We start from the raw sequence: 19083 nt of genomic DNA, 5'->3' as shown, positions 1-19083 counted from the left end.
ATACAAATAACAAAAAAACTAGAGAATTATGGGAATTTACGATTAGTGAGAGAGGTTAGAACGAGGAATTATGAACGTAATCATTTTTCATTTATTCTAGTTTACATAATATATATTATACAAAGTAGATTTAAATGAAGTATGAACCATTATCAACCTGAATTTAACTCATTTTGACCATAAAAACGATTTTTGACTCTTCTGCAAAATTTTAAAATTATTTTGTACTTGATTTGTTTGTTTTCTCTTACTAGTTATACGTTATCCATTTACTAAAAAACAATGATTTTAAATCTATGTTCATCCTAAATCTACAAAAAATCAGATTGACATTCTTGCATCAGATTTAAGTTGGTCTCAAGAGATTTTTGTGACTTCGTCAATTTATGTATTTATCATCAACTAATCTATATCAGTCGTTCTAATAATATGTTTTGCTAATTCCATATGTTTATTCCTAAATCACATATAAACGATCATTTTAACTCTCTTTTTCAATTATTATTACTCTAAATAACTTAGCTCACTATGTTCCTTATTTTCCTTGAAAATAACTTTTTTGGTTCTCTTAGGTCAAGTTTAATGTGATATGTTATCTATAGAATAATAACTGAGGTGATAAAAATGAAAATTGTCAAACTAGAGAAAGAAAAAATCAAACAGTACATATTAAATGAAGCAAATGAACAAGATATGATCGAAATGATCGAGCTAATGCGTGCGAAGAAAGCGATTTTAGACTTAGAAAAAATCGCAATGGAGAAGAAAAAAATCGTTGATAAATTCAACAAATTGTAAGAGTCTAAGCCTTATAGACTCTTTTTTTATCTTATTATCTCTATTTACAGAATGCCTCTCTTCTCCATTCAAACAATCCTATAGTTACCAAAAACGGATCACAGAAATATGATAAAAAATAATCCCGATAAATACTCCAAATAGGATATGTACAAAAACAGCAATAACTAACGGAACGACTTTAGCTCCTTTTTTATCCCAGCTGTACTTCGCTTTCTTATTCTTCCATAGTAAAGATATAAGTAACAAACTGAGGATCAAGGTCCATAATAATAGTGCAATACCAACCAAAGGCATTATTTTTTCATTAATAATAGCTATACTCATAAATGCTCCTTTCTTATCTATATACTCTTCTATCATCAAAAAAACGGGAATAATCGGAAATAATTTTTTACTACTTTCCGATTTTCCCGTCTTTGTGTTTATTTCATTGCTGATGTTAACGTACAGTATCAAGTACTGCTTTTAGTTCGCTAACTGATTGATGGAACATTGCTTTTTCTTGAGGTGTGATCGATAGTTCAATGATTTCTCTTACCCCATTTTCATCAACGATCGATGGCACACCAGTAAAGATATCTTCTTCACCATACTCTCCATTTAAGTAAGCTGAAACTGGTAGTACAGCTTGTTCATTATTTAGGATGGCTTTGACGATTCGAGTCGTACTCATACCGATACCGTAGTAAGTTGCTTTTTTACGATCGATGATTTCGTAAGCGGCATTTTTTACTTTGTCAGCAAGTACGTTCAAATCATTTTCTTCTAAACGATGATCTTTCTCAACGTATTCCATGATTGGTTTACCACCGACTGTAGTATGTGACCAAGCAGCTACCTCTGAATCTCCATGCTCACCTAAGATATAGCCATGTACGCTACGTGGATCAACTGCAAGTTTCAAAGCAATTTCTTTTCTGAAACGAGTTGTATCTAAAGTTGTTCCAGTTCCTACCACTCTTGAAGCTGGTAAGCCGGATTCTTGCCATGTTAAGTAAGTTAAAATATCGACTGGGTTTGAAGCAACAACGAAGATACCATCAAAACCTGAAGCCATGACTTCTTTAACGATTTGACGTGTGATCGCTGCATTTGTTTTCACTAGATCTAAGCGTGTTTGACCAGGTTTTTGGTTCACACCAGCAGTTAAGATCACTAGATTTGCATCTTTACATTCTTCATACGTGCCAGACCACACGGAAACGTTCTTTTCGCCCCATGCCATTCCGTCTAGTAAGTCTAAAGCTTCTCCTTCTGCTTTTTCTTGGTTGACATCGATTAAGACAAGTTCGTTGGCAACCCCTTGATTGATCATCGCATAAGCAATACTTGTACCGACAAAACCTGTACCTACGATTACAACTTTACGACTTGTTTTTTTCATGTCTAACACACCTTTCATCCGTTCTTTGTTATTTTCATGAAAATTATAAATCGGTTGTTGTCATTTTTCAATAATATAGAAATTATATATACTATAATAATTTTTTATAGAAAATCAGTAACGTCCATAATCAGATTGTGTTCTTCTCACTCTTGGTATTTCTTTACGAGAAGTTGGCAGGCCTTTAATTGATGGATCATTTATTTTTAATAAAGCAGTCATTTGCGGTGAAAGGTTTGTCACTTTAGATCGTAAAGACATAGGTTCAGATTTTGTTGATTGATAAGCTTGATGTTCATCAGGTAAAGAATTGGTACTGGATTGTCGTGAGATAGGACTAAAATTAGGATCTCCTTCCAAACGAGTAGGAGAAATTTTTAGTTGTAGATCTTCAACGTAGATTCTTGAAGAAGGTTTCTTATACAATGGATCACCAAGTTTAGGAAGCCAGTTTTTTCTTCTTTCACTGCGCTTGAGTTTATTCGCCAACCGCTCCATTTCATTTTCACCCGTATACTTAGGATAGTTTGCAGCATGATAAGTCGAATAGATGGCTTCGTTGATTCGTTGGAATAGCATTTCCCGATATGTATTTGTATTGAATAATCGATGTAACTGATACAGTATAAAATCCCTCAATCTTCTTGCTCCTCATTCTGTTGCCATGGCTCAAAGACATCTCTTTGTCTACTCGCTCGGGCCTTTTCTTTTTCTATATTGCTCTTAACTCTTTCTTCTTGAACTTTGTAAGAAGCCGCAACTTCTTTTTTGAAGTGTCTGCGATCTTTACGTGTCACCCTTTTTATATATTTGAATATTTGCCAAATAATCACGACAAGTAAGTAAACCGTAAAAAAGCCAGAAAAACCAAACTGAATAATAAACGACATAAGAAAGGCAGCAAGCTTACCTGCTTGACTAGCTGATGGAAAATTTTCTTGCTGTTGCGCAATAAATGTTAACACCCAGTACATGCCCATTTTCTTTTCCCCCCTACTCCTCTTTTTTCTAGTGATTACTTACCCTTTTTATACCGACTTTTCGCAAGTGCTTGTTTAGATGGTTTCCCCATTTTAGGTTGTGAGACCATTTTTACAGAAATAAAAACACATAAAACAATAACAAAACTTGTGATACCAATGATCATTGATGTGTTATTGATAAAATATTTTGTCAATAATTGAATGATGTCTGTTTGACCAACCACTATGTTTCACCTCCTTTTAGACATACAATAAGCAATCATAGTTTATAATGAAAGGATGGTCCTAAAAAAACTCTTTTTGACTTATTTTGAAAAAAATAGAAAAGAACTTGCATCCTAAGCCTTCAACATGGCTACCGCGGATACAAGTCCTTTTTTTGGTTACTTATTCTTTATGTTTCGTTTTAAAAGCGTCAAATTTTTCTTTCGCTTCTTCTACCACTTCTTCTAGTTCGTCCTTCAAATGATGTTTCTTTGTAGGATGCTCAGACTCTTCTTCCACTGCATTTGAACCAGACATCGCGACTTCTTTTTCTTCACCGGAGTTGGTTCCAGCTAACGCCTCTTCTTTATCTGTTGTTTCACCTGAATTAGTTCCGGCTAACGCAACTTCATCATCTGTTTTAGGCGCCATTGAACCTCTTAAGCGTTTTTCTTTTTCTCCATCATAGTTTGTCATGTTCTCGTCCTCCTTGTTGCTCTGTCTCTATCCTACAACAAGAATAAAATAACTGTCAAAACATAAAGGCGTGATCATTCGTATTAATTTTCTTTCCTTAGAATTTTCACTTCGTAAGGTGCAAACGTTAGTATACCAGTAAGCGTTTGATTTGTTTCGATATCCAAGTGAGTATCAAGTAACTCAAGTTGTTGCCTCTCCTCAGAAAAATTCATGAGAAAGTAATAGCTGTGTGTCCCATCTGTTCGCGATTGAATCGATACTTTTGGATGCGATGCCTTAACGATTCCTTGTTGCAACGCTAATTTTTCGATGATTGGTTGATAAAATACTTCTAAAAAGTCCAGATCGGTACGGGCCGCTAAATAATAAGCAGTCCCTTTCCCTAAGCGATTTTCAACTAAAGCTGGCGTACCAGTATAAAAGTCCTTTTGGTAAGTAGCTCTCACCTTTCCTGTCGTTTCTTTGACGATACCACAGTAGTCTTTTGTTTGATACGTTTGTTCCTTGTAAAGGATTTGCTTGTGTTCACCTGGATAAAGCGTATCAAGCTCTTTTGGCAAGACACCAAAAAGTGTTTGCAATACTTGTGGCCATTCTCCAAGATGTAACCGATCGTGTTCATTGACCATTCCGGTAAAATAGCTTCCAATCAAGGTGCCACCTTTTGTCACATATTCTGAGAGTTCAGCCATCGTTTCTTCACGCATAAAATAGAGCATTGGTGCAACGACTAAAGCATAATTAGAGAAGTCTTGATTTGGCGTCAGAATATCAACAGCAATATCTCTTTCCCAAAAGAATCGGTAATGTTTTTGTAGTGTTTGGATATAACGACGAGTTGGACGACCAAAACCACCGCCTCTTTTTAATGCCCAATTGCTTTCCCAGTCAAATAAAACAGCGACTTTTGCCTCTGTTTGTGTACCTTTGATCGAAGACAAGTTGTCTAATCGTTTTCCGTAAACCGCTACTTCTTGGAAGACTCGATTATTTTCTGAATTGTCATGTTCGACCACCGCCCCGTGGAATTTTTCGGAATTCCCTAGTGATTGCCGCCATTGAAAATAAAGCGTGCTATCTGATCCATGCGCCAGTTGTTGCATCCCACTCAGGATGTGCATCCCTGGCTTCTTTGCCTTGTTGAATGCGTGCCAATTCACGTAACTAGGTGTCGATTCCATCACGAGAAACGGTTGTTTCTTCAACGAGCGATATTGATCGTGGACGTAGGCTGATTTCATAGCGGTCATGTGTAATGGTTCGTATGGATTATGCCAATCGGGGTAGCTATCCCAACTGACGATATCAACGACTTCTGCAAAGCGGGAATAATCAAGACCTTCAAGGGGAATAAAGTCATGCTGGTCATGGCCTTCTGCCATAAAATTAGTCGTTACTGGGATTGCTGGAGTGATTTCTCTGATCGGCTCGATTTCATGTAAAAAGAAATCGATCGTCCGGTCTGTCACAAATCGTTTCCAGTCTAGGTCCATACCATGTACTTTATGTTCTCCAAGAGGCGAAGGTGGTACAACTTGCGACCAACTGGAATAATCATTACTCCAAAATGTCATCCACCAAGCGTCATTCACCGCTTCCAAGGTTTGATATTTGTCTTTGACCCACTCACGCCATTTGGTTGCACAAAGCGGACAATAGCATTCTCCTGAGTATTCATTACTGATATGCCACATCAACAATGCCGGATGTTCACCATAGCGTTCAGCTAATCGTTGATTGATTTGTTGGACTTTTTCTCGATAAACCGGTGACGTGTAGCAATGGTTATGGCGAAAGCCATGATGATGCTTTTGTCCTATTGCATTCGTCCGATTCACTTCTGGATATTTCTCACTCAACCATTGAGGGCGTCCACCACTTGGTGTGGCTAAAATCACACGACCTTGACGTTTGTGCATCTCTTCAAACACTTTATCCAACCAGTCAAAGTGGTAAACCCCTTCTTCTGGTTCTAATGTACTCCATGAAAAAATCCCGACAGTTACGGTATTGACATGTGCTTTGTCCATCAACTCAAAATCTTTTTTCAACACTTCAGGGTGATTCAACCATTGTTCCGGATTATAATCGCCACCATGTAGTAAACGTGTGTCATTATAAGTCTTCACTTCATTTCACTCCTTTCTACCAGATGATAAATGAATGATTGACAGTCTCCTGCAAGTTGGTAAGTGGTATGATTCACTCCATTGAACAAACGTGGTTTTTTCAGACCGACATTCATCAGAAAATTACCGCTAATCGTTTCTTTTTCATTGATTTGATAATATCTATCCTTATTCAGGCATTCTGGAAGTGGTAAATATGCCTTTGCGGCTGGATTGGCTCGTGCCGATTTTTGATAAAAACCAATGATCGCTTCTGACCGATCGTGACTGAAAACACCCCAGCAAATTTCATTATCAGCAGGATGATTTGGCAAGATCTGGAGAAATTCCCCATGAGTCAGCAACTGACGATGTGCTTTGTAAAAAGCGATCCGGTCACTGATCTGTTGTTTTTCTGTTTCTGTCAAAGCCAATAGGTCTAATTCATAGCCTAAAGGGCCAAACATCGCCACATCTTGGCGGAATGCGAAAGAAGTGTCACGTAACACTTGGTGGTTCGGAGAAGCAGAGACATGATTACTAAAGCTAGAAAGCGGATATCCTGCTAACGTGCCACTAAGGATACTCAACCGTTCCAACCCATCACTGTTATCACTAGGCCAGATTTGCGGACTATAAAATAAGATGCCTAAATCATATCTCCCTCCACCGCCAGCACAGCCTTCGATCAAAAGATCAGGATAAGTGGTCAATAATTTGCCATAAAGCATGTAGACGCCTTGAACATAGCGATGGAAGAACTCCTGTTGATGAATCGCTTGTTTTTCTAAATAAGCGGAATAGGCTTCGGTGATATTGCGGTTCATATCCCATTTGATATAAGTTAAATTCGTTTCTTCAATGATCTTTGCCATCTGCTCATAGATCCCTTCAACAACCGCAGGATTCGAAAAATCAAGCACATATTGCCCGCGTCCCACCGAGATACGTGAATAGGGATGTTTCACCACCCAATCCGGATGTTTTTCCAATAACTGACTATCAGGAGAGATCATTTCAGGCTCGAACCACATGCCGAATTGAAGACCCATGTTTTTGAGTTTAGTTGCAAAGGAAGCCAACCCGTTTGGAAATTTTTGCTGATCAGGCGTCCAGTCACCTAATGAGGAACGATCATTGTTTCGTTTGCCGAACCAGCCATCATCTAAGACAAAACATTCCATCCCTAATTCTTTTCCAATGGTCGCAAGCGACAAGAGTTTTTCCTCCGTAAAATCAAAATACGTTGCTTCCCAGTTGTTGAATACGATCGGTCTTGGCGTTTCCTGCCATTTGCGATCAATCAAATAGTTTTCGATAAAATGCGTAAATTGCTTTGCTAGACCATTCGTACCAGCATCGCTATACATCAAGACTGCTTCTGGTGTCGTAAAGGTTTCCTTAGGCGCTAATGTCCAAGTAAATTGTGTCGGATGAATACCGATCATTACTCGCGTTTTGTCCCATTCATCGACTTCTGCTTGAGCAAGAAAATTACCGGAATAAACAAGATTCATTCCATAGACCTCACCTTGATCAAGCGTTGACTTTTGATGTTCTAAACGGATAAAAGGATTATGCTGATGGCTACTTGCACCTTTTAGTGAGCCGATCGCTACGACTCCTTGTTCAAGCGGTCGTTTCTTTTCATGCCGTTCTTTTAACCAAGCACCTGAAAAATGAGTAAAATCATATGCTTTGGTAGAAAGATTCAAGACGCCTGAAAGCATGCGATGGATCTGCAAATCAGACTCAGATTGATTCGTCAGCGTTTGACTTTGAACGATGGCGGTGGAATCGCAAAATAAGGTGTAATGAAGCATCAGTTCTAACTGATGTTCCTGATCCACTAATCTCAAAGAGAGGGTTTCTGTCTCTTCCTCATTGCCATAAGTGGTCGGACGGTTCAAGTTTCTTGTCTTGCCTTTTTTAGTCGTTGCTTCGACAAAACGAAAATCTGTATAATAAGGCGCTTGGTTACTTGAAAGTTCGATCGCTCCTTCTTTGAAATCAGAAGAGCCATAAACAGGATAGGCTTGTGGATGATCGGTCAACGAAAAGTTCGGGTCATCTTCAAAAAACTTGACTGTTCCAGCAGATTTATTCTGATCTGCGACCAAGTAGTCGATTTCTTCGACAGATAAGCCATGTAAAGGTTTTCCGTAATAAATCTGCTCGATCTGTCCATTTTGCATGACATGGAGAATAAAGCTAACTTGCGAATTATTCATGTGGAATATGCGATTATTCAATTGTTCAATCATGGAAGGCAACACCTCTTAATTTTTAGTTAGTAAAACAATCAGCGGTATGGAGAGAACGACGTTTTGTTCCTCTATTTACTGTTTGTGGAGAAATCAAAGCTTCTGTATCAAATAATTAACTCTTTTGGCTAACTGACGATTGTAAAAGAATTTATAAAATGGCAGGACAAAGAGCAAACTCAGCTGCGTTTTAGCATCAACCAGTTCATTTCTTTCAGAATAAAGCAACGTGAACTGCTGCTCATCTTGACGGTTCAGATGGTAAGTTTGAATGATTTTTCCACCGGAGTAATCAGTAGTCATTTCAAGTAATTCATCTTTGACTAGACGTTGGATCGTCATCGTGCTTTCGACAGTCGCTTGCCCTAATTTTGTTTGAAGCGCAGTCGTGACGGCTGCTCCTTCTGTCAGCTCAGTAATCGAAGGGTCCTTGCTTTGAAAATAGCTTAATTGTTCTTCAAGTAGTACTTGGTAAAAATGTGCGGCTTGTGTCGGTATTTTCTTTCGGTAGTTCAAGGTATCGATCCGCATACGGTTCACTCCCTATTGTTCTTCTACGGTGATTTTTCCGTCCATTAGTTGGTTTTCTTTTTCTTGTGTCACTTGTTGACGTTCTTCCTTCAAATATTCACGGTCCATCGCAACTAAGAAAGGCACCCAGATCAGTGTCATCACAACTACTGTTACGATTTGCAAAAGTGCGCCGGTGATCGAACCAGTTCCTAACCAACCGGACAGCAAAATCGGCGTTGTCCAGACAACCGTTGCCCCGATTGGACGAGGAACTAAGCCAAAGTAAATCGCAAAGTATGAAATCGTGGTAGAAGCTAGTGGCGCTAGAATCCAAGGGATGAATGCTATAGGGTTCAGCACGACGGGCAGTCCAAAAGTCATTGGTTCTGATACATTAAAGATTGCTGGCGCAATGATCGTTTTCATCGTTTTCTTCATTCGGATGGAGCGAGCAATAAAGAACGCCATTGTGATGGAAATACCAAGTTGCATTCCTTGATTGACGAACACACCCATAAAGGTCGTATTGATGATATGTGGCAACTGTTCTGCGCCATTTTTATATGCTTCAAAGTTTTCGATGGCTAAAGCACCCATGATTGGATCAATCACTGCATTGACGACTAACGTGCCGTGGATACCGAACCACCAGAAAAGTTGCGTAAAGAAAACAGCGACCAATACAGCTGGTAAAGTTCCGCCAAGGCCCATCAAAGGTTGTTGCAACATCTGATAAACGAAATCCACTGCATTCCCCCATGTGGTAAAAGTAAATAAATAGCGGATGACGTTGAATAAAAATAAAGGAGCAGCTCCGGGGATGATTGCCACAAAAGATTCAGCGATCATTGGTGGAACGGATTCTGGCATTTTGATCGTAAATCCTGAACGACTGATCCGACTATAGATTTCTGTAGCGACGATCGCTGTCAATATACCAACGAACATCCCTTCAGCACCTAGTTTGGATAAAGGGATAAATGTCCCCATTGTTTCATCGCTTCCAAACGGTAAAAGCATGATGAAACAAGAAAGTGAAATGGCACCGGCAAAGATTTGTGGTTGTTTATAGTGACCAGCCAATTGATAGCCGATCCCAAATACAATAAAAAGTGCTGAAATACTCATTGTCGCATTGCCGACAGGTCCGAAGAACTCATTTAAAAAGGTATTGAATGCTTCCGGTAGAAACGTAGCGAAGCCAAATGTCGTTGGCAAATTTTGGATAATGATCATGATGGAAGCAAACATAGTTGCTGGAAAAGCCATCATGAAACCATCTCGGAGACTAAGTAAATATTTATTATTTGCGATCAGCGTTGCAGCGGGCACCATTTTTTCAGCTAATTTATCGACAAATTTCATGTGTGATAACTCCTTTTATTCATTTTTATGCAAACGTTTACTTCGTGAGTATAATTGTTTACTTAATGTTTACACAAGTGGAAAATAAAAAAAGTTCGAGAAAGAGAAATTCTCGAACTTTTTCAAAAGATAAATGCACAAAATAAGTTAATTTGAAACTGGGATGTCCTGTCCAATGGAATCTCGTAAGACGAGTTCACTGCGACAGATCACACGGATCGGCATCGTCCGTTCTTTTAACATGCGCTCCTTCGCTAAACGGACAGCTAAACGCCCCATTTCTTCCGGATTCGCTTTGATGCTCGATAGGCTTGGTGTCATGAACTGAGCCATTTCGATATCATCAAAACTCACGACAGCAATGTCATCAGGGATTTTTTTATTCGCTTCATTGATTGCTTTATAAACACCTACTGCCATCGGATCGCTGGCGACGATGACTGCTGTGGGCGGTGAGGGTTGCGCCAATAACTCTTTGCCTAAACGAAGACCATCTTCAGGTTTCCAATTGCCTTGATAGGTTTTTGCATAGTGTTGTAAGCCATTTAATTTCATCCATTTCAAGTAAGATTCCGCCCGGATCTCTTCTTTGTTTTTATGAACTTCACCGTTTTCAGCTACTTGACTACTGTAGCCACCGATAAATGCGATGTTTCGATGGCCTTTCTTATATAGAACTTCTAATACTTCAACGGTTTTTTGTTGGAAGTCCGTTTGGATACAGTCAAATTCCTCAGAGTTCGAGTAATTATCGACCAGGATCAAGTTGGGATTGATCGTAGCGATTTTTTTCGTTGCTTCAATCGTCATTTCGCTGATCATGATCACTGCACCATATTTCGCTAACTCTTTCCATTCTTTATGGGCATCTCTCATGTGAAAAGCACGTATGGTGCGAAAACGCCACTTTGCCGCTTCTTTTTCAATGCCACCACGGATTTTGCGAAAATAGGGATCATCTAATTCTGCTTCTTCTTGATGTCGTACGATCAAGGCGATCGTCATTTCATCTCCTAAACTTCGACTGCCGCGTTTATTTTTATCGACAGAATAGTTTAATTGATTGGCAATTTCAATCACACGTATCCTTGTTTGTTCGTTGATACTAAATGTGGGATCTTCATTCAGGATACGGGAAACACTCGCTGCTGAAACCCCAGCGATTTTTGCAATATCACGTATAGATGCCATTTACTCACCTCTTGTTTACTGTTTACTAAATAGTAACAGAAGATTATCCAAAAGGCGAATGAAAATTTAGCGATCGTCCTTTGAGAATTAGTTGTTGCTCTGAGTGAGTCAGTTACAGAATGAACAAAAAAACCGTAAATCACCATTTGGATTTACGGCTTGCTTCTTTCATTACTTGGAAAAAGGCTCTCCCCTTCTGAATGTATCAACATGCTTAATCTTCGAATGCGGTTTTTGCTTCTTCGATCTGTTGGATACCTGTTTCTAATATTTTCATTTGTAACAACGTTTCTTCATCTTTTACGACTTTCTCTGCGCCATTGATCAATGTTTCGTAGATGCCTTCATACACAAGACGATAATCGCCGACTTCAGAGACGACTTTTTCTTCATGATAGATTCCCTCATCATCAAGATACGTCAATACACCGTAATGTTCTGGTTGATCAATCCCAAAATCTGCATTTTCAGGCATATAGAACATTTTCAAGTGTTCTTCTTGTCGGTCTTTTGTTTGTTTGACAAACATCCCTTTTTTGCCATAGACAACAAAACTAGGACGTTCTTTGATACGGAAGTAACTTGATTTGATCGAAACTTTCATGCGACCGTAGTAAAAGTCTAAGTCAAAGTAATCATTCATCCGACCGGCACCTAGTAATTGGCGGACATCGTAATGGATATCATCCGGTTCACCAAAATATGAAAGTACCTGATCCACTGTATGACAAGCATGACCATATAAGTAGCTATTTGCCACTGAAAATTCCATAGTATTCTCTGGGATTTCTGGTCGGAAGTAGTCATAGTGCATTTCCACTTCTAAGATATCACCAAGCTTCCCGCTTTCGATCACTTTTTGGATGGTCAAAAAGTCCGAATCAAAGCGGCGATTTTGATAACATTGGATAAATAGTCCTTTTTCCGCTGCTAAGTCGAATAATTCTTTTGCTTCTTTTGAAGTTTCCGCAAAAGGTTTTTCGACTAAGACGTTCTTGCCGTTTTCTAACGCAAGTTTTGCGTATTCTGCATGAAATTGGCTTGGTGTCGTAATGACCACTAATTGGATCTCAGGATCATCCCACAGATCAGACAACTGATCGGTATATTCGATTTCAGCAAAAGTTTCCCAGACAGGTGCTGATGGAGAGTAGATTTTTTTGACGTTGATCTTGTCAGGTAGTCTTCTTGAAAAGGGTAAATGATAGCGATTGGTACTTTTGCCATTGCCTAAATATGCGATTGTTAACATGTCGTTTCCTCCTACTTTCAAATGATTTCTTTTCTTGAGTATAACGCACATTAGATATTAGAAAGCCGATTCTTGTTTTTTTGGTAGAAATGTTCAAAGAAATTGAAAGAATAACGGTATTCCTGAAAAAGATGTTCAATCTTAGACTACTGTAAAAAGAAGTGGTTATTTTTCTAGTTATTCAGTAAGATAGATTTGGAGGTGTGTGATTGATGCTTATTGAAGAAAAATTAACGCAACAAGAAACATTTACTACAAATGAAAAACGGATCGCCGATTATCTGCGTATGAATTTGGAAGCAGCAGTTTATATGACGATTGAAGAGCTGGCAAAGGAGACCTATACCTCCCACTCCGCAATTATCCGATTCTGTAAAAAAATCGGCTATAGCGGATTTAAAGAATTTCGCTTTGAATTAGGACGAGAAGTCCACCAACTGGTTGCTCAGTTCAATCAAGTCATCGATCCTAATTTTCCTTTCACTATTGAAGATGATGCGAAGATGATCGCCAAAAAAATGGCAGATCTATCCATTCAAGCCATCAAAAAAGCGCAATTTCAAATTGAAGATCAATCGTTAGAAACCATCGCGACTGTTTTGAACAAAGCAGAGCGCATCTTCTTATTTGCAAAAGGTGATTCGCAAACAACTGCTCGGAAATTCCAAAACAAATTAGTGAAGCTAAATAAGTTCTTGATCTTAGCCGAAGAATATAGCGATTCATCCTGGAATGCGGCTAATTTGACGGAAAATGATTGTGCGATCTTTATTAGCTATAGTGGGCGCATCCATCACTATGAACGTATACTCACCTATCTGAGACACATCGGGGCGCCTAGCTTGTTGATCACAGGAAATGAACAGTCTGAAATGGCAAAAAAAGCAGCGATGCGGTTAGTCGTGTCTCAAGAAGAATATGATTTTGCGAAAGTTGCTACATTCTCTTCTCAAATTGCCTTTGACTATGTCTTGAATACCTTGTACTCCTTGATGTATACGCAAAACTACCAAGATAATTTATTGAATTTGAAAGAAAAACAAGAGCTGATCCAAAAAGGATTGTTAAAGGAATACAAGAAGTAAGCGTTGTAGTAAAAAGAAATAGCCTAAAGACTGAATCCTTCTTTTAGTCTTTGGGCTATTAGTATCGGAGTTTATTGCTTCATCTATCAAAAAAACTTAAAATTGATGATTGATCGCCTGGATGAATGAAAATTGACGATCGCTATACGCAAATTCTAAAATACAACAATTTGAAAATTTTAGCTTGGCTACTTGTTCATAAGGTAACCATTTTTGAATAAATAAGTACATCGCACCACCATGGCTAACTGCTAACACGTTTTGGTGATCTTTCTCCATGATGTCGATCAAGGTCGTGTTCATTCTTTGTTGGAGTTCTTTTGCCGACTCGCCGCCATAAGGAACAAATGAATGACCATAAGAAGTTTCGCCAACTGGTCGTTTAGGATTCAACGCTTCACTTTCTCCCTCAAATCGGCCAAAGTTCCATTCTTTTAACCCTTTGCAACGCTGATATTCTTTTTGCCCGATAATGATTTCTAGCGTATCAGAAGCTCGTTCTTGGGTGGATGAATAATACGCATCAAAGGTGATTTGATTGGTTTCAAAATATGCTCTTGCCACCTCTGCTTGTCTGATCCCAGCTTCTGTCAAGGGTGAGTCACATGCCCCTTGGACCTTTCCTAATTGATTGAACAAGGTTTGACCATGACGCATCAGATAAAGTTTTTTCATTGCTAGACCTCCTGTCGATTTGGATATATATCTTCATTACTTAGTATAGTCTTTGGAGTAAACTCCAAGTCAATAGTAAACCTCTTTTTTTTGAGGTTGGGATAAAAGCAACTTGACCTGAAAGATTGAACGCTCCAAATAGTTACCGTCCAGCTTTAAAAATGGTTATTCGGCGAGCGTATAAAAAGAAACGCCTACTCCCAACAACAGAAAATTCTGTGGAAGTAGGCGCTTCTTTTTATTTATGGACTTTGGCTAGCTGTCTGTCTTGCTCTTTATCCCTATTTCTAACCATTTAACTTTATAGCGGAAATCTTCCACTAGTTCTTCGGCTGTCCATTGGTTGACCATATAATCTGTCAAAGAATTCATGACAAGAGCCATCACGAAATATAAAAAGCTGATGGCTTCTTCCGTCGTGTCCATCGTAATCTGGTTGATTTTCAATAGATCAAGCCATTGTTGGACCATCGATGCGTCTCCTTCATTCTTTGAACGCTTCGCTGAACCTAAATCGCTGGCTCTAGTCAGTAATTTGATGGATCGCCAATAAGAACTATCTTTACTCAGTTTTCCACACCAAGCGAGGTATTCTTCGATTCCTAAGAAAAAGTGATCTCGATTTCGATTGATCGAAGCAATGATATCTCCATGGACCCGATTGGAGTAGTTTCGGACAGTAAACGTATACGCATCTTCCAAATCCTGAAAATATTTATAAAACGCACCCCGAGACATCCCCATTGCTTCAACGATTTCTGAAACTTTGACTTGGCTGATGTGCCGATCATAAAATTTATCTAATAAAATCTCTAAGATCCATTGCTGTTTTTCTTTGGAAATATTGAAAAATGTTTCTTTTGGCATAAGCTCTCTCCTTACTGCTTAAGCTTTGGCTTGTTCTGTTAAATAACCGTCTTCCATGCGGTAGATACGGTCGCTCCATTGGATCATTCGAGAATCATGCGTGACCATGACGGTGGCTTTTTGCTTCTCGTGGGCTTCCTTGACTAACAATTTGACGACTTCATAGGCATGATCGGTATCTAAGCTTGCTGTTGGTTCATCCGCTAAAATCAAGCTTGGATCATTGAATAATGCTCTTGCGATAGCTACTCGTTGTCTTTCTCCACCGGATAAATCTTTCGGATAACTGTCTTTCAACTCATAGATATCCAATGATTTCAGCAATTCATCGATGCGCTCATCCCCTGCTTTTTTCTTAGCGACGCGATCCACTAAATAAAACTGCTCTTTGACTTTTAGGAAAGGAATCAAATTTGAACTTTGTAAAATAAAACCAATTTCTTTAAAACGTAAGTCTGCACGTTTTTTTTCATTTAATGCGGAAAAAGAATGACCATTGATCGTTATTTCCCCTGAACTCGGTGTTTGCAGTCCACCAGAGATGGTTAAAAATGTACTTTTCCCTGAACCAGAAGGGCCGATGATGCTGACAAATTCTCCTTGTTTCACTGAAAAATTGATTTCTTTTAGTGCAGTCACTTCTGTTCGGCCGTTGCCGAATTTTTTGACGATATTTTTCATTGTCAAGATTTCTTTCATTTTTCTATTACCCTCCTATCGCAATAACTGGATCAACTTTAGCGACTGTCCGAATGGAGAATAGCCCACCGATCATTGCAACGAGTATCAATATCCCGCTATATAAAAGCCACTGAGGCCACATGATGGCGAATGGCATGGCAGACGGTAAGATCAAACTAGTCAAGAAAGCAAGCCCTACTGCGAATGCTACACCAACTACTCCTACGATGAATGCTTGTGCTAGTAAGGAACGGGCGATAAATGAATTTCTGATCCCTTGTGCTTTCATCACACCAAAAATCGCTGTTTTTTGTAAGGTGATCACATACATAAAGATGCCTACAACTGCTGCAACAACGACAAACAAGAAATAAATCATCGCATTCAATGTCATGTTTTGTGCAGAATAACCTGGTAGGCTTTGAATAAAGTCGTCAATCGACAATTTTTGTAATGTTTTTGATGCCCCATCCGACTGCACAGTGGCAGCTTGTTTCGTGACAATGGCATTGATCGGCTTCTTCTCATCAGAAGCAAAAGGCTGATCGCCAAATTTCAACTGTGTCCATGTATCAAGATCTGTATAAACGACCGGACCAACCGTGTAATAAGTTTCAGGGAAGATCCCAACGATCGTTAGTTCTTCATCATAGCTACCGATTTTGATTTTTTCGCCAATCGAAAAACCTAGATCTGCCATATTTTTGGAAATAATAATTTCATTTTTTTGTTTGAACATCTCGCCTTCTAATAAATCAGGCAATAAGAACGCATCGCTTGTCGTCCCAAATACAGTGATATTTTCTTTTTCTTCTGCTTTGACTGCTCCGCTGAATAAGCCAATTGGCGCTTTGTCTTTTGCGTCTACCTGATCCAGATCCCCTCTCGTCAATTGAGACGCAGCAAAGACTTTATTGGCATCTTCGGACAACACGATTTCTTGTGCCTGCCAGTCAACGATCGCTTTTTTGAACTCTTCAGAGAGCCCACTTGCTAAACCCGTTAACATAAACACAACATAAGCGATTAAAAACATGATTCCAATAATCAGCCCATAACGTAGTTTGGCATAGCGCATTTCTTTTATCGCTAAAAACATTTTTTTGATTCCTCCATTTCGATTTCTTCATGAGTGACAAAGTGTCACTGAAGAAAAGTATAGCGCTTATGCAAAGAAAAAGTCAATTGCTTCGTTTGATTATCCAGTTCATAATAATAGTATTTTTACGAAGAAAAAAATACTAGAAAATGCTTCTTTAAACGCTAAAAACAGATGATATCTCAAATGAAAGAAATAATGAACAAAAAAAGGCCCCCAAATAGCGTGGTAACAGGTGCTATTTGGGGGGGCTTTCAAGTTTTAGGATGGTGCTAAAAACCTTCTGGTCCCATTTGACCAAAGGAAACTTCTTCGCCAGATTGAGAAATCGTCATTGAAGTATCTGCGAAGGTGAACGTGCCTAAATCTTCTGCGTCACTGATTGATAGTTGTTCACTAAAGCCATTAGTAAGTTCAGCCTGAGTCGTGCCACCGGTAGCGATTGTATACGTTTCCCCAACCGCAAGCTGTGGGGAGGAAACAACGATTGTTTGATAATCTTTCGTCGGTTGATACGCAATCACTGCTTCTCCTGCGGTGGTCTGTAGGCTCATGAGTGTATCTGTTTGTTGAAGAGTGTCATAGCTGATCGCTACTGTTGCTTGAGTAGAACTATCACTGACGGTTTGCGCCATCCCATTTGAGCCAGCCGCGACAAATGTCCCTCCTGTCAAAGTAAACGTCCCACCATAATCCAATGCACCATTGCCACCATTTACGGGACCGTCGATCAGCATCGTGCCACCGGACATCTCAATGTTCCCATTGCTGTCTAACCCGTCACCTTCTGCATTGACATAGATCGTGCCACCGTTGATCGTGACTTCTTTGCTCTCATCCGCCTCATCCGGAGGACCACCAAAGCTGTCAGCTCCAAATTGTCCAGTCGTCGTTTCTGTGTCACTACCGCCACCGGCGTTGATCCCGTCATCACTAGCAGTGACACGTATATCTCCGTCATTGAAGGTGATGACTGCTGATTCAATTCCTTCATAGGATTGCTGGATGTCAATCGTGCCACCATTGAAGGTCAACTCGTTGTCTGTATGAATCCCATCATCTCCAGAGCTTAATGTGATTATCCCGCCTGTTATTTCCGCACTGTTATTGGTATGGATACTGTCATCGGCACTATTGATGGTATAGTTACCGCTACTGATCAATACATTATTCCCGGCTTTTATGCCTTTGTAACTTTCATTTGTATCTAAGTTCGTACTATCGGCTCCGTCTGCCGTCTGGATCGTGATTTCTGCTCCTTGGCTACGGATGGATGTTTCTGCTTGGATGCCGTCTCTTCCACTGTTTATATTGAAAGTCCCGCCGTCGATTGCCACCGCACCTTTTGTTTCATCCTCTGTCCCATTTGCTTGGATGCCATCTCCTTCTTCGGTAGTGATCTGATAGCTCCCGCCTTTGATCGAGACCGCATCTTTTCCTTTCAATCCGTTATTCTTTGCATTGATCGTATAGGTTCCGGATATCAAAACTAAGTCATCTTTACTGCGGATACCGTTACTATAATTGCCATCAACAGTCAATGCGCCAGTTCCGTTGATCGTTAAATCTTCTTTGCTGTATAATGTGGCATCTGGCTCAGTTTCGTTATCTGCTAGTGGATATGTTTCACTATCAGCTAAGTGATTATCGGTGTTGTCTGCTAAAGTCACTATCGCTTTTTCTGTTTGTTGGATATTCACTGCAGGTCCGTTAGAGTTGCTAATCGTAACACCATTGAAGATTAGATGGACTTTTTCTTCTTTTGGAACGTTAACGATCAATTGACCATCAGTCAATGTTCCGCTAATCACATAGGTACCTCCTTGTGTAATCGTGACTTGTTTATCCGCTACTTCGACCCCTTCTCCTGTCACTTCTGTCTCCTCTCCTAATTGGATGTCGACAGCGGTACTTTTGTCATAGCTAGTCGTTTCATCTTCTGTCTCATAGCTACCGTAAGTAGTTTCGGATTCCCTAGATGTCTTATCAGTAGAGAGATTCGTCACTGTGGTTGCTTCGCTCTCCTCCGTACTCGTGTTATCCGATGTGGCTGAATTTGCTGAAGAACAGGCGGTTAATAAGAGACTGGCAGCGAACAATGAATACATTTTTTTCATGCGGATTCCTCCTT

General features: G+C 39.5%; 19 protein-coding genes. 2 read left to right on the top strand and 17 right to left on the bottom strand.

Annotated features, from left to right (window positions below; translation table 11 throughout):
- Window positions 1–624 precede the first annotated feature (624 nt).
- The gene (locus CUS89_RS16110; protein WP_010735481.1) at window positions 625–798 is read left to right on the top strand and encodes a hypothetical protein; all 174 of its coding nucleotides are present in this window, start codon (window positions 625–627) and stop codon (window positions 796–798) included.
- 84 nt (window positions 799–882) lie between these two features.
- Here CUS89_RS16110 and CUS89_RS10400 read toward each other — a convergent pair whose 3' ends face one another.
- From CUS89_RS10400 to CUS89_RS10345, 12 genes are all read right to left on the bottom strand, one after another.
- On the bottom strand, window positions 883–1125 hold the full coding sequence (locus CUS89_RS10400; protein ID WP_258082409.1) for a hypothetical protein: 243 nt from the start codon (window positions 1123–1125) through the stop codon (window positions 883–885).
- Window positions 1126–1240: 115 nt separating this feature from the next.
- Window positions 1241–2185, bottom strand: a complete 945-nt coding sequence (locus tag CUS89_RS10395; RefSeq protein ID WP_104872074.1) for an L-lactate dehydrogenase — start codon at window positions 2183–2185, stop codon at window positions 1241–1243.
- A 114-nt stretch (window positions 2186–2299) separates the two neighbouring features.
- Entirely contained in the window at window positions 2300–2824 is a 525-nt protein-coding gene (locus tag CUS89_RS10390) for a hypothetical protein (RefSeq protein ID WP_104872073.1), read from the bottom strand.
- Window positions 2821–3165 carry a hypothetical protein gene (locus CUS89_RS10385; protein WP_104872072.1) on the bottom strand — a complete coding sequence of 115 codons (345 nt, stop codon included), beginning with the start codon at window positions 3163–3165 and terminating at the stop codon, window positions 2821–2823. Before CUS89_RS10385 ends, CUS89_RS10390 begins: the two co-directional genes overlap by 4 nt.
- A 35-nt stretch (window positions 3166–3200) precedes the next feature.
- Complete coding sequence (locus CUS89_RS10380) at window positions 3201–3392, bottom strand: hypothetical protein (protein ID WP_104872071.1); 192 nt, start codon at window positions 3390–3392, stop codon at window positions 3201–3203.
- 163 nt (window positions 3393–3555) lie between these two features.
- Window positions 3556–3849 (bottom strand): rRNA processing protein, encoded by a 294-nt coding sequence (locus CUS89_RS10375; protein WP_071867036.1) that lies wholly within the window; start codon window positions 3847–3849, stop codon window positions 3556–3558.
- 83 nt (window positions 3850–3932) lie between these two features.
- Window positions 3933–5981, bottom strand: coding sequence for a beta-galactosidase (locus CUS89_RS10370; RefSeq protein ID WP_104872070.1), 2049 nt, complete (start codon window positions 5979–5981; stop codon window positions 3933–3935).
- Window positions 5978–8224 carry an alpha-galactosidase gene (locus CUS89_RS10365; protein ID WP_104872069.1) on the bottom strand — a complete coding sequence of 749 codons (2247 nt, stop codon included), beginning with the start codon at window positions 8222–8224 and terminating at the stop codon, window positions 5978–5980. The genes CUS89_RS10370 and CUS89_RS10365 overlap by 4 nt, the downstream gene beginning before the upstream one ends.
- Window positions 8225–8317: 93 nt before the next feature.
- Complete coding sequence (locus CUS89_RS10360; protein WP_104872068.1) at window positions 8318–8755, bottom strand: DUF3284 domain-containing protein; 438 nt, start codon at window positions 8753–8755, stop codon at window positions 8318–8320.
- A gap of 12 nt (window positions 8756–8767) precedes the next feature.
- The gene (locus CUS89_RS10355) at window positions 8768–10102 is read right to left on the bottom strand and encodes a PTS sugar transporter subunit IIC (protein ID WP_104872067.1); all 1335 of its coding nucleotides are present in this window, start codon (window positions 10100–10102) and stop codon (window positions 8768–8770) included.
- A gap of 147 nt (window positions 10103–10249) precedes the next feature.
- Window positions 10250–11293 (bottom strand): LacI family DNA-binding transcriptional regulator, encoded by a 1044-nt coding sequence (locus tag CUS89_RS10350; RefSeq protein WP_104872066.1) that lies wholly within the window; start codon window positions 11291–11293, stop codon window positions 10250–10252.
- A gap of 214 nt (window positions 11294–11507) precedes the next feature.
- Entirely contained in the window at window positions 11508–12545 is a 1038-nt protein-coding gene (locus CUS89_RS10345) for a Gfo/Idh/MocA family oxidoreductase (RefSeq protein ID WP_104872065.1), read from the bottom strand.
- 212 nt (window positions 12546–12757) lie between these two features.
- Between CUS89_RS10345 and CUS89_RS10340 the strand changes: the two genes are divergently transcribed.
- Window positions 12758–13630, top strand: coding sequence for a MurR/RpiR family transcriptional regulator (locus tag CUS89_RS10340; RefSeq protein ID WP_104872064.1), 873 nt, complete (start codon window positions 12758–12760; stop codon window positions 13628–13630).
- 96 nt (window positions 13631–13726) lie between these two features.
- On the opposite strand, the gene CUS89_RS10335 is transcribed toward CUS89_RS10340, so the two are convergent.
- The 5 genes from CUS89_RS10335 to CUS89_RS10315 form a co-directional block, all read right to left on the bottom strand.
- Complete coding sequence (locus CUS89_RS10335; protein ID WP_104872063.1) at window positions 13727–14305, bottom strand: histidine phosphatase family protein; 579 nt, start codon at window positions 14303–14305, stop codon at window positions 13727–13729.
- 255 nt (window positions 14306–14560) lie between these two features.
- A complete protein-coding gene (locus CUS89_RS10330; protein ID WP_104872062.1) occupies window positions 14561–15172 on the bottom strand; it encodes a TetR family transcriptional regulator in 612 nt (203 codons plus the stop codon).
- An 18-nt stretch (window positions 15173–15190) separates the two neighbouring features.
- Complete coding sequence (locus CUS89_RS10325) at window positions 15191–15871, bottom strand: ABC transporter ATP-binding protein (RefSeq protein WP_104872061.1); 681 nt, start codon at window positions 15869–15871, stop codon at window positions 15191–15193.
- A gap of 7 nt (window positions 15872–15878) precedes the next feature.
- Window positions 15879–16952: an ABC transporter permease gene (locus tag CUS89_RS10320; protein WP_104872060.1), complete on the bottom strand. Its 1074-nt coding sequence runs from the start codon at window positions 16950–16952 to the stop codon at window positions 15879–15881.
- Between the two features lie 272 nt (window positions 16953–17224).
- A complete protein-coding gene (locus CUS89_RS10315) occupies window positions 17225–19069 on the bottom strand; it encodes a carbohydrate-binding domain-containing protein (RefSeq protein ID WP_104872059.1) in 1845 nt (614 codons plus the stop codon).
- Window positions 19070–19083 lie beyond the last annotated feature (14 nt).

The organism is Enterococcus mundtii (assembly GCF_002947535.1).
GTDB classification, from domain to species: domain Bacteria; phylum Bacillota; class Bacilli; order Lactobacillales; family Enterococcaceae; genus Enterococcus_B; species Enterococcus_B mundtii_B.
Note: the sequence above shows the minus strand (reverse complement) of the source record. Positions and strands in the feature narration are given on the sequence as shown.